Origin of the sequence: Larsenimonas suaedae (assembly GCF_023712105.1) — a bacterium.
Classification (GTDB): Bacteria; Pseudomonadota; Gammaproteobacteria; order Pseudomonadales; family Halomonadaceae; genus Larsenimonas; species Larsenimonas suaedae.
This window is the reverse complement of record NZ_JAMLJI010000002.1, coordinates 643197-654351: the sequence shown is the minus strand read 5'-3', so window position 1 is coordinate 654351 and position 11155 is coordinate 643197. Positions and strand designations below refer to the sequence as shown.

At 62.2% G+C, this 11155-nt stretch carries 14 protein-coding genes; 6 read left to right on the top strand and 8 right to left on the bottom strand.

All coding sequences use genetic code 11. The annotated features are described in order from the left end of the window. Positions 1–18 precede the first annotated feature (18 nt). Entirely contained in the window at positions 19–894 is an 876-nt protein-coding gene (gene purU, locus NAT49_RS08880; RefSeq protein ID WP_251593331.1) for a formyltetrahydrofolate deformylase, read from the bottom strand. A gap of 155 nt (positions 895–1049) precedes the next feature. Here purU and NAT49_RS15010 point away from each other — a divergent pair, with 155 nt between their 5' ends. The 3 genes from NAT49_RS15010 to NAT49_RS08865 all read left to right on the top strand — a co-directional run bounded on the left by NAT49_RS15010 (position 1050) and on the right by NAT49_RS08865 (position 3464). Further along, on the top strand, positions 1050–1892 hold the full coding sequence (locus NAT49_RS15010; RefSeq protein WP_285836066.1) for a M23 family metallopeptidase: 843 nt from the start codon (positions 1050–1052) through the stop codon (positions 1890–1892). A 3-nt stretch (positions 1893–1895) separates the two neighbouring features. Then, on the top strand, positions 1896–2729 hold the full coding sequence (locus NAT49_RS08870) for a helix-turn-helix transcriptional regulator (protein WP_251593330.1): 834 nt from the start codon (positions 1896–1898) through the stop codon (positions 2727–2729). A 126-nt stretch (positions 2730–2855) separates the two neighbouring features. Continuing rightward, positions 2856–3464 carry a LysE family translocator gene (locus NAT49_RS08865; RefSeq protein ID WP_251593329.1) on the top strand — a complete coding sequence of 203 codons (609 nt, stop codon included), beginning with the start codon at positions 2856–2858 and terminating at the stop codon, positions 3462–3464. 59 nt (positions 3465–3523) lie between these two features. On the opposite strand, the gene NAT49_RS08860 is transcribed toward NAT49_RS08865, so the two are convergent. The 3 genes from NAT49_RS08860 to NAT49_RS08850 all read right to left on the bottom strand — a co-directional run bounded on the left by NAT49_RS08860 (position 3524) and on the right by NAT49_RS08850 (position 5700). Beyond that, positions 3524–3976 carry a universal stress protein gene (locus NAT49_RS08860; RefSeq protein ID WP_251593328.1) on the bottom strand — a complete coding sequence of 151 codons (453 nt, stop codon included), beginning with the start codon at positions 3974–3976 and terminating at the stop codon, positions 3524–3526. Between the two features lie 118 nt (positions 3977–4094). Continuing rightward, positions 4095–4613 carry a carboxypeptidase-like regulatory domain-containing protein gene (locus NAT49_RS08855; protein ID WP_251593327.1) on the bottom strand — a complete coding sequence of 173 codons (519 nt, stop codon included), beginning with the start codon at positions 4611–4613 and terminating at the stop codon, positions 4095–4097. A gap of 79 nt (positions 4614–4692) precedes the next feature. Further along, the gene (locus NAT49_RS08850) at positions 4693–5700 is read right to left on the bottom strand and encodes a DNA topoisomerase IB (protein WP_251593325.1); all 1008 of its coding nucleotides are present in this window, start codon (positions 5698–5700) and stop codon (positions 4693–4695) included. Between the two features lie 220 nt (positions 5701–5920). Between NAT49_RS08850 and NAT49_RS08845 the strand changes: the two genes are divergently transcribed. From NAT49_RS08845 to NAT49_RS08835, 3 genes are read left to right on the top strand one after another with little or no spacing between them, the layout of a single operon-like run. Further along, positions 5921–7033 (top strand): hypothetical protein, encoded by a 1113-nt coding sequence (locus NAT49_RS08845; protein WP_251593324.1) that lies wholly within the window; start codon positions 5921–5923, stop codon positions 7031–7033. 8 nt (positions 7034–7041) lie between these two features. Further along, positions 7042–7467 (top strand): hypothetical protein, encoded by a 426-nt coding sequence (locus tag NAT49_RS08840; RefSeq protein WP_251593323.1) that lies wholly within the window; start codon positions 7042–7044, stop codon positions 7465–7467. After that, positions 7464–9023 (top strand): diguanylate cyclase, encoded by a 1560-nt coding sequence (locus tag NAT49_RS08835; protein ID WP_251593322.1) that lies wholly within the window; start codon positions 7464–7466, stop codon positions 9021–9023. Before NAT49_RS08840 ends, NAT49_RS08835 begins: the two co-directional genes overlap by 4 nt. 16 nt (positions 9024–9039) lie before the next feature. On the opposite strand, the gene NAT49_RS08830 is transcribed toward NAT49_RS08835, so the two are convergent. The 4 genes from NAT49_RS08830 to NAT49_RS08815 all read right to left on the bottom strand — a co-directional run bounded on the left by NAT49_RS08830 (position 9040) and on the right by NAT49_RS08815 (position 11102). Further along, positions 9040–9381 (bottom strand): AzlD domain-containing protein, encoded by a 342-nt coding sequence (locus NAT49_RS08830; protein ID WP_251593320.1) that lies wholly within the window; start codon positions 9379–9381, stop codon positions 9040–9042. Then, positions 9378–10079: an AzlC family ABC transporter permease gene (locus NAT49_RS08825; RefSeq protein WP_251593319.1), complete on the bottom strand. Its 702-nt coding sequence runs from the start codon at positions 10077–10079 to the stop codon at positions 9378–9380. The genes NAT49_RS08830 and NAT49_RS08825 overlap by 4 nt, the downstream gene beginning before the upstream one ends. Further along, entirely contained in the window at positions 10076–10600 is a 525-nt protein-coding gene (locus NAT49_RS08820; RefSeq protein WP_251593318.1) for a helix-turn-helix domain-containing protein, read from the bottom strand. Before NAT49_RS08820 ends, NAT49_RS08825 begins: the two co-directional genes overlap by 4 nt. A gap of 220 nt (positions 10601–10820) precedes the next feature. Further along, on the bottom strand, positions 10821–11102 hold the full coding sequence (locus tag NAT49_RS08815; RefSeq protein ID WP_251593317.1) for a hypothetical protein: 282 nt from the start codon (positions 11100–11102) through the stop codon (positions 10821–10823). Positions 11103–11155: the final 53 nt, after the last annotated feature.

Below are 11155 nucleotides of genomic sequence, written 5' to 3'. Positions count from 1 at the left end.
GGATGACAAGCGGACAGGTCAGTGAAAGATGACCGTCTTGTTGTCGGCCAGAAAGATCCGATGCTCGAGGAAATAACGCACGGCGCGCGACAGCGCCACGGTTTCCGTGGCCCGGCCGACCGAGGCCAGCTCCTGGGCGCGGTAGGTGTGATCGACCCGCTGCACTTCCTGCTCGATGATCGGGCCTTCGTCCAGATCGGCGGTCACGAAGTGGGCGGTGGCACCGATCAGCTTCACGCCACGCTCGAACGCCTGATGGTAGGGGCGTGCGCCCTTGAAGCCCGGCAAAAACGAGTGATGGATGTTGATCGCACGGCCTTCGAGCTTGCGGCACATGTCATCTGAGAGAATTTGCATGTAGCGAGCCAACACGACCAGCTCGGTGCCGGTATCCTCGATCAGCTCGAAAAGCTCCTGTTCGCGCTGGGCCTTGGTGTCCGGCGTGATCGGCTTGTACACGAAGCGAATGCCTTCACGTTCGGCCATCGGACGCAGGTCGAGGTGGTTGGAGACGATGGCGGTGATTTCCATCGGCAGTTCGCCCTTGCGATGGCGATAAAGCAGATCGGTCAGGCAGTGGTCGAACTTGCTGACCATGATCATGACCTTGGGCGGCTTGGCCGCGTCATGGATCTGCCATTCCATCGAGAAGTCGCTTGCGACCTGATTAAACTCCTGCTGCATTCGTTCGACGTTTTCGGCAGGATCGCCCTTGGCGTCGTTATTGAATCGAAAGCGCGCGCGAAGGAAGAAGCGGCCGATGGCTTCGTCGTCGAACTGGGCCAGCTCGCTGATGTAGCACTCATGGGTACTCAGAAACGAGGTGACGGCGGCAACAATGCCGGAGGCCGCCGGGCAGGCGACCGTCATGATGTAATGGGTCGGGGTATCCATAAGGGTATCCGTGACGACTGCGGCGCCAGGCGCCGTGATTCGAAAGCGAGGCGAGAAGACGCGCGCTGCGCGACGCCTCGGCGGTTGGCGAGGATTATAACGCGCTCGCCACGTTTAACAGCAGTTTTTGTAACAAGACCATGAGGACAAGATACATGACCCTATCACGCCGGCCTTTGCTGATCGTAGCGCTCTTGGCACTTACCGCGCTGATGTTTGGGCGCTCGCCCTCGGTGGCCGCCGCGGACATCGTCTTTCCAGAGGCTGTACCGCAAGGGGCGATGGTGATCGGCAAGGTGCCCCCCGACAGCCGTGTTCACATTGCCGGGCGTCAGGTACACGTGACCGATTACGGTACGGTAGTGTTCGGCGTGGGCCGCGACGCATCCGCGCCCGAGCAGATCGAGATTACACGGCCGGATGGCACGGTAACGCACGCAAGTGTCGGGGTGACGCCGCGAGACTGGCCGATTTCAAGGGTTGATGGTGTACCGGCAAAGACTGTCTCGCCGCCGAAGGAACTTTCCGAGCGCATTGCCCGTGAGCAGCAGCGCGTCAGCGCAGCGCGCACGCGAAACGATGACCGTATCGGCTTTACCGAACGGTTTATTCAGCCGGTCGAGGGGCGCATCAGTGGGCGATTTGGGCGTCAGCGCATCTACAACGGCACCCCCGGCGCACCGCATTCGGGCATGGACATTGCAGCGCCCGAGGGGACGCCGATCAAGGCCCCGGCCAGTGGTGTCATTACCTTCGCCGACCCCAACCTCTATCTGACCGGCGGCACCGTGCTGCTCGATCATGGCTTCGGCATCAGTTCCAACTTCCTGCATCTGTCCCGGTTGAACGTCGCTGTCGGCGATCACGTCGAGCAGGGCCAGATCATCGGCCGGGTCGGCTCGACCGGTCGCGCCACGGGCCCTCACCTGCACTGGGGCATGAGCTGGTTCTCGACCCGGATCGATCCCCAGTTGGTATTGGAGCGGCGAGGGCAGTGACGCATGACTGAGGCGCGCGTTCGAAATCGCCTGCACGCCATCGAGGGTCTGCCGGGCATCGAGCTGCTGGCGGCGGATTTCAGCGGCGAGCCCTTCGGCCGGCACAGCCACGATGCCTTCGCGCTCGGTGCCATCCATGCCGGCGTGGGCGGCTATCACTGCCGCGGGGCGCGCCACGCCCTGGCGCGGCAGACGCTGTCGCTGATGAATCCGGACGAGCCCCACAACGGCTACGCCCTGAGCGAGCGGCTGCGTTACACCATGCTTTACATCTCTGAAACCGCGCTCGGTGAGCAGCTCGGTCACCGTGGTGTGACCGGCTTTCGGGCGTTGAATGCCTGCGACCCAGGCGGTCAGATCGAGCGCGGTCTTACCCGGCTTCTCACCCGTGTCTGTCACGCAGGCCATTCGGGCTGGCAGTTGGCGTTTCAGGCCGAGCTGATCGATGTGTTGAGCCAGGCCTTTGTCGTGCATGGCGGTGCGCGGTTGCCCTCGTCGATGCGAGACGTCACGACTGCCCAGCGCGTGCGCGCCCATCTCCAGGATGAGGCCCGGCGACTCGTGGACGGCGAGCCGGTAACGGTGTCGCTCTCAGGCCTTGCCGAACGCTTTGATATGCACCCCAACGCGCTTCTTCGCACGTTTCGCCGCGAATACGGCCTTACGCCCTACGCCTATTGGCTTCAGCGTCGCATTGAACATGCCAGGTCGTTACTGGGCGGGCGCGCGTCCGCAGCGGATGTGGCGGTGCGGCTTGGCTTCCACGATCAACCGCACTTCATTCGAACCTTTCGCCACGTGCTCGGCGTCACCCCGGGCCACTACATCAGGCATTGAGCGCCCCGCGCTCGAACGCCAACGCCACGACCTGTTCATTTCCGGGTTCGGTTTATTTCCTACAATCCAGGCGCGGTGCGCTCAGGCGATCCTAGGCACGTCTTGATCGAACAGGGGAGCGCGATAATGGCGCAGGGATGGAGCGAGGTGCTGGGTATGGCGTTCGTGGCCTCAGGGGCCCCGGGGCCGGTGAATCTGGTGGCGGCCATGGCCGGCAGTCGTGTGGGCTGGCGTGCGGTTACCGGGTACGCCCTCGGCGCGGCGGGTGGCTTTGTCGCGCTTCTCTGGGCGGCATATCTGGGGCTGTCGGCCCTTGTGCTTCACTGGCCGTGGATTCAGGCGGTGATGATGGGCGCTGCCTGTGTCTACGTGCTCTGGCTTGCCCTCCAGCTTCTACGGGCCGACCCGCGCTCGGGGGCGGCTGACACTCATGCCCCGTCTCTGCGTGAGGGCGCCCTCACCCAATGGCTCAATCCCAAGGCGTGGGCGGTGGCGATGTCACTGGTTGCGCTGTTCTCGACCCCTGAGGGCACTGAGGGCCTTTCGATGCTCTCATTGAGCGGGATTTATATGGGGGTCTGCCTGAGCTGTGTGCTTCTCTGGGCGCGGCTTGGCAGCGCCCTGATGTCACATCCGAGATGGGCGGGCTGGTTCAATCGGCTCATGGCAATCTTGCTTCTGCTGATGCTTTTTTGGCTGCTGTGGGCGCCCTTGTCGTCGCTGGTGCACGGCTGAGCGGCGTCGACGGGCTCGAATGCTCGGCCCGTCGATGCTGATGCTTTAAAAGCGTGCCTTCACGCCCGCTCATCGGGCAGGTGGACGGTGATGACCGGGCACGGCGCCAGATGGCTGATCTTGTGAGAGACACTGCCGACCACCAGCCCCTTCAAATCGGAGAGCCCACGACTGCCCATGACGATGCCGTCGACGTTACGCTCGCGCGCTTCATTGAGGATGACCGCGACCGGCGGGCCGTCGCGGACGATCGCGTGGACCTTACGGTCGCCGAGCGCCGCCTTTTCAATACTTTCACGGATGATGGTATCGGCCAGTTCCTTGGCTGATTCATAGGTGTAGTCAAGCGGTGCGGCGCCGACGCTGATGCCGAGCTGGTCGGTGGCCTGGGGCACTTCGGGAATGGTGATGACGTAAAGATCGGCGTGTTCGTCGATCATGCGTGAGGCAAGCTTCAAGGCATGAACGGCGTGATTTGAACCGTCGAGGGGTACGAGCAGTGAGCGATACATGACGTCCTCCTTGCAGGGTAGGGGGTGGGAGACAGTCACCTGCTCTTTCAGTATAGAGAACGTTTTGGCACGCACGGCCTGCTTGCGACAGAGCACCGCAAGCAGGCCGTGCGCAGAGTTAACGCGTCAGTTCGATGGTTCGGGTCTGGCCGTCACCCAGCCGCACCTGCTTGAGGATGTACGGGCTCGCGCTGCCATCGGGCAGACGCACCACACCCCCAACATAGAACACACCGGAGGGCAGGCCGGTGAATGTGAAGTGGCCGTCATCGTCGGTAGTGGCGGTGTGGGTATAGGCCCGTGCTCGAGGGTCTGCCGGTTCGATGCGTTTGCCGGCAAGGGCTGCGTCGGCGGCCTCGGCGGAATACCGCGTGGCCGGGGCCAGCGAGACGCGCTGGTCGCGCCCGATGACCTTGAGCCCCTCGTTTTGGTAGAAAAGCTGCCCCTTGAGCGTGGCGGTACCGCTCTTTTCGAGCTGGGCGTATTCCTCGGGCGAGAAGGCGACGGTTCGCTTGACCTGATTGGCGCCGCTTCCGGCCGCCTGGTCATCGCCATCCGGCAGGATGCCGCTTTCGGAAAGCGTCTGACAGCCGGTCAGAATCAACGCGAGCAACGACGTCGCAATCAACGCACGCATGGGCAGGGCTCCTTGGTCAGAAATGAAAATCAGTGGGTCATGATGCCTTGGCCGGTGACGCGTTTCCACCGGCCAGGGCTCAGGATGTACTGGCCTCGCGTGTGACTCGGCTTTTGAGCATTTCGAGCACGGCGCGCTCATCGGGGCCGGTCAGGGCGTCCTGCTCGAGTTCGACTTCGACCAGCTGCCTGAAATGGCTGAGCGTACGTCCGTCGAGGTAGCTCTCGAGAATGCGTGGGTCGATGTAGCTTGCCCGTGCAATGCTCGGCGTGTTGCCAAGCCGCTCGGCCACCCGCTTGACCGCTTCCACCACGTTTTTCTGACTGGCATTTTCATCATCCCCGATGCCGAGCTCATCCAGCGCCAGCGCCGCAAGTGACGTTCCCGCCCAGGTTCGGAAGTCCTTGGCGCTGAATTCATCGCCCATCACATCGTGGATGTAGTCGTTGAGGTCCTGGCTGTCGACGCGAACCTTCTGACCGTCATCGCTGTAGTACTTGAAGATTTCGTAGCCTGGAATGTCATCGAGCTCACTGACCACCTGCGAGAGCCGCTCATCCTCGACCACGCGGTGCTGCTGCTGGCCGCTTTTGCCCTTGTAATCGAAGATCAGCTCGTCGCCTTCGATGGTCAGGTGCTTCGAGCGCATGGTGGTCAGGCCATAGCTCTCGTTTTCATCGCGATAGCGTTCGCTGCCAGGACGAAAGTAGGCGGCGTCGATCAGACGGACCATGCAGGCAAGCACCTTTTCCCGCGGCATGCCTTCAAGAATCAGGTGCTGCCCGGTCGTGCGGCGCATGGGCTCGAGCCGCTCGGCAAAGCGGATCATGCGGTCGAACTTGTGCGCCTCTTGCTGCTCACGCCACTCGGGGTTGTAGACGTACTGCTTGCGGCCTGCGCTGTCGCGTCCGGAGGCCAACACCTTGGCGTGCTCGTCGAGGGTAATTTCGACCTCTCGCCAGGCGGGAGGAATGGCGAGCCGCTTGATCCATCCGCGCCATTTCGTGTCGGTGAAGGTCTTGCCTTGTGCGGTTTTGTAGGTGAAGCCGCGTCCATGCGGCTGACGATAGACCGTATTCGGTGCCACGTGATGCTCCTTATCTCAGTGCTTTCTCAAGCGTAGACGCTCGTCGTGAAAGCGCTTATTGACCGCTTGATATCAAGAACGCGGCGCCCGGGCCGACATTTCAAACGTACAGGTGCGATTTCGGTCAGCGCCTGTCTTATTCCAAAAAACGGGCAATGCTATGCGATCGTATGTGATCCTCGTGGTGTCGGGTCTTTTATGGGCAGTGTCAGCAGGGGCGATGGCCCATGATCTGATCGCCGAGGACCACGTGCGCGTGCGCGGGTTTGCAACCATCGCCGCGCTTCACAGCGTCGGCGGCAAGGGCGATCCGGTGCGAACTGTCGATCAGCCCAAGGGCGGGGATAATCCCGTAAGCCTCCGCTCCGATAGCCTTCTGGGGCTTCAGCTCGACTACACACTGACAGATGACGTCAATGCCACGGTACAGGGGCTCAGCCGCTACCACGGCAGCGGTGATTTCAGCCCCGAGGTGATGCTTGCGTTCTTGAAGTACACGCCGCGCCATGATCTGGATATCCGTCTGGGCCGGATTGGCTGGGACGCCTACGCCTTTTCTGAAACCCGCTTTGTTGGCTACAGCTACCCCTGGATTCGACCGCCGGTCGAGGTCTTCGGTCTGCTGCAACTGCCCTTTATCGAAGGGGCGGATGTGACCTACCGACACCCGGTCGGTCGCGGTGTGCTGAGCGCGACCGCGTTCGCGGGCCGAGGCGGCAGCGAGAAGCTCTACTTCACCGACGATACCTCAGCGCGCATCGAGCGCGGGCGTGCAGGCGGTGGCCATCTGGATTACCGCACGCAGGACTGGTTCATGCGTCTGGGCTATACCCGGCTTCACATGGACCCTGACTACCACTACAGCAACCCCAATAAATTCTCGCTCCAGGAACTGCGTACGCTCTTACAACAAGGCGTTGATTTTTCTGACCTGTACGGCATTTCCGATATCGAATTTGTCTCACTGGCGCTCGACTGGACGCCGGCGCGCTGGCAGATCAATGCGATGGTCAACCGAACCAGTCTTGCCGGTAAGGGAGGGCACATCGACAGCGGTCTGGTCTCGGCCGGCTATCGCATCGAGCGGTTCATGCCCTATGTGGTGGTCTCCTACACCGACGCCAACCCGGAACAGGATCTTAGTGGCAATAATTTCTGGCAGCGTACGATCGGTGTCGGTACGCGCTTTGACGTCGCGACCAACGCCGCGCTCAAACTGCAGGTCGATCACGTGACGGTCGATGGGGCCGCGCCGTTCTGGCGAGGGCGCGGTGACGATTACAGCCGGCAGGAACGCGTCATGCTCGGCCTTGGACTGGACATTGTGTTCTAGGAGCGCTCATGAGGTGGTTACGCACGCTGTTGATGGCCCTGTTATTGACGCTCACGCCTGCAATTGCCAGCGCCAATCTGGTGGTGGTGGTCAGTAACGACAGCCAGGTTCAGTCACTGACCTACGATGACGTGGTCAACATCTTCATGGGCCGGCTATCCACCCTGCCGGGCGGAGAGCCGGTCGTGCCGGTGGATTACATGCCGCTTCGAGCGTCTTTCTACAAGGCGCTGGTCAACCGCGAGCTTGCCGACATCAACGCCTGGTGGGCGCGCCTGGTGTTTTCAGGGCGTGGCTCGCCGCCACGCAAGAGCGACGGCTTTGATGAAACGATCGAGCTGATCTCCCACAATCCGGGCGTGCTCGGGTATCTGGACAAGAGCCGAGTCGATCCGCGTGTTCGCGTGGTGTATGAGTTCGGGGGCCGTTCATGACGCCGTTTCGGACACTGCTTCGGGTGCTGCGTACACGCATTACCGCCCGGGCGACCATTACCGTGGTCGGCGTGGTTGGCGTGTTGGGCGTGCTCTTTCTTGGTGCAGCGCTTGGTATACAAAGCCGGGATGAGGCGAAGCGCCAGGGGCAGCGCCTCGAGGAGTTGATGTCGACCGTCGAGCGCGCCACCCAGATTGCCTGTTTCATCAATGACACCCAGCTGGCCCAGGAGGTCGTGGAAGGGCTTCTTGGAAACCGCATCGTCATGGACGTGCGTATTATTGCCTCGGACACCACGGTACTCGCAGCCGGGGGGGCCGGAGGGCAGGGGGCCGATACGGCGGTCAGCCGCGATATAAAATCGCCCTTCGACGCATCCAAGTCGATCTGTCGTATTTTCATGGTGCCCGACCAGGCCCAGATCGACCATCTGGTCGCCGATGCGTCCCGGTTTCTGAGTGCTGCGCTGGTGCTGCAGCTGTTGGGCATCGGCCTCTGCGTGATTCTGGTGACGGTCAAGTTCGTGACCCGCCCGATCGCGGGGTTGTCTCGAAAGCTGGGTGAGCTCGAGGCCGAAACCGGACAGAAGCTGGATGTGCCCCGAGGCAACCACCACGACGAGATCGGGCGACTCGTGCTCAGCGTCAACGCCATGATCGATCGGTTGATGCAAAGCCTCACCGAAGAGCGCCGCCTTCGACAGCTTCACGCCATGGAGGAGCGTCGCTACAGCCTGTTGTTCGATAACGTCGAGGCCGGCATTTTCGAGATCGATCATCAGGGGCGGCTGGTGTCGGCCAACGCCGCCTTTCAACGTCTTTTTGAACTTGAAAGCATCGACCGGGGCCAGCAGGTACCGGTGCTTTCCGAGCGCGTTCGGGGGCTTGCCGTTCCAGCGTCGGGAAGTTCGAATCCGCGAACCCAGCTTGAGCTGTGCCTGTCGGCCCGGGGCGCGCAAGAGCGCTGGATCGCGGTCAGTCTCAGCTGGCTCAAGGAGGATCACCTGCAAGGGGTGGTGCACGACATCACCGCGCGAAAACGCGCCGCCGAGCAGGCCGAGGAACTGGCCACCACCGACCCTCTCACCGGCTACGGGAACCGGCTCGGCTTTGAGCGTGAGTTAAGCGCGGCAAGTGGCAGTGGCTCGGACAGGGCGATCCTTCTGATCGACTTCGACCACTTTAAACAGATCAACGACACCTACGGCCATCACGTTGGCGATGAGGCGTTGATCGAGATGGCCGGGCGCCTTCATCGATTGCTGGACGCCGGGGATTATCTGGCCCGCCTTGGTGGCGATGAGTTCGTGATGCTGCTTTCAAGCCGCACCCACCGCGACGCGCTGGATGCCATGCTGATCTCGCTGCGCAAGGCGTGTGAAACGCCGGTGCTCACGATCGAAAACACCCACGTCTACATGGGAGTCAGTATCGGCATCGCCGTCCTTGGCCGCGATGCTCATGACGGCAGCCGCGCGCTCCAGCTGGCGGACAAGGCGATGTACGCCGCCAAACGCGCGGGCCGAAACACCTGGCGCTACTATGACGACACCTGACCCGGTGCCCGGCGGATCAGCTCATCATCACAACATGGGTGAGTGCGAACGCGGCCACGCCTGCCATGATGGGCCAGCCCAGCCCGCGCACCCAGGCCCAGCACACGATAGTGGCAGCAAGCCCCAGGGCGACAGGCACCAGGTGTGCGGCGTCGAGGGACGTGGGCACCAATGACGTGCCAAGAAGCCCCGCGATCAACAGTGGCCCCAGCCGAACCAGCCAAATCGGCGGCGTGGCGCCCGTTGGGTCGGCGCTTGAGTCGCGGCGTCGCTGCATCCACAGAAGTGGCAACGCGCGCATGGCCCAGGTGCCGAGCGCCGTGACCACGATGGCGCCCAGAAGCGTCGGTGTCGTCATGCCGCCCCCTTCCAATCACACAAAATGAACATCGCTGCCCCGACCAGCGCCGCCAGTACGATGCCGGCGTTGGGCCAGCCCATGAGTGCAAATACGGCGCCGGCCACGACACTTGCGACCACTGCCAGACGCCACGGGATGCTCTGCATGCGCGGCAGCAGAAGCGTTACGAACAGTGCCGGCAGTGCAAAGGGCAGAATCTCCCCGATCATGGGCAGCTTCTGAGTCAGCCAGTGGCCGCCGAGAGCACCGATCAGCGTGCCGCCGACCCAGCTTGCCCACGCCGTGATCAAGGCACCCGCAAGCCAGCCAAGGCGATCGGCCGGGGGGTGTTGCCCGAGTCGGGCGCTTGCCAGCGCAAAGGCCTCATCGGTCAAAAGGTGCCCAAGCCCGATCAGCCAGGGGCTTTTCGGCAGGTAATGGGCAATGGCCGGGCCATAGACCAAGTGGCGCAGATTGACCGACAGCGCCAGCAAGGCGGCGAACCAGGGCGATGCACCGCTGCCGATCAAGCCGATCATCAAAAACTGCGCGGCGCCCGAGTACACCAGTACCGAGATTGTGGCGGCAAGCCAGGGCGAGAGCCCCGCCTGGCCTGCAATCACGCCAAAGGCGATCGCGACCGGAACATAGCCTGCAATGATCGGTGTGGCCTGCGTCAGCCCACGCGTGAGTGGATGAGAGGTGGGCGCTGTCATGTCGAAGCCCTTGATACGTAGTGAATCTCGACCAGCGCCTCGCTTTCGGCCAGCGCTCGATAGTGATGGGCCTGACCGGCATCGAAGGCGTGGGTGCCACCGGCCGCAAGCGAGACCGGTGCGTCGAGCGGCCCGGTTACCAGTGCACCATTGATTACGGTAACCCGCTCTCGCGTGCCCACCGGGTGCGGTTCGGACGTTCGGATGGCGCCGGCCGGCAGGCGCATCAGGTAAAGATCCATCGGGGCATCGGTGGTGTTCTGAGCGATCAGTTGCACTTCGATACCCTGCTCGCTCAGTGTTCCGATTACAGGCGCCACCAGCGTGCCGAACGGCAGGTCCAGTGCGCGCGCAAGCCGCCAGAGCGTATCAAGCGTTGGGTTGGCCTGGCCGCGCTCGATGCGCGATAGATTGGACTTGGCAAGACCGGCAGCCTCTGCAAGCCCCGACAACGAATACCCCTTTTTGCCTCGAAGCTCACTCAACCAGGTGCCGAGGGCGACTGTGTCGGTTGTGTTCATTCAGTCTGTTCCATATATGGGACGAACGCGGTAGTGTTCGTTATATGGAACGTTCTGTCAATGGTGGACGCTGACCGCACGACTTCGGTACAGACAAAAAAAAGCCCCGGAAGATCCGGGGCGTTCTGCGGGCAGCTGTGGTGCTCATCAATCAAGCGCAGGCTTGCCAATCGTTGTAGAACTTATCGATCGATAAAGAGCTTATCGGTCGATCAAGAGCTTACCAATCGGCGCGATGACCGACGTTCGGCACGTCGCTGCCTTGACCGTCAAAGTGGGTCTTTTGGGCGTGGGCATTCATGTAGCTGCGGGCCTGCGCCATGCTGACACTGCCGCCGTGGGAATCCACTGGCTGATCGATATGCGTGACCGTACTGGTGGGTGCAGCCAGCGGTTCGCTGTAGATGTCCTTGGAAGTCTCGGTCAAAACACTTGCATTGGCGGCCAGCGGAGCAAGGGCAACAGCGGCGGTCAGGGCGGCGAGAGTGTGACGTAGTTTCATGGGTGTCTCCTTCAGAGGCGGTGATCGTGTTCGTCTGAGGAGTAATTTACTTA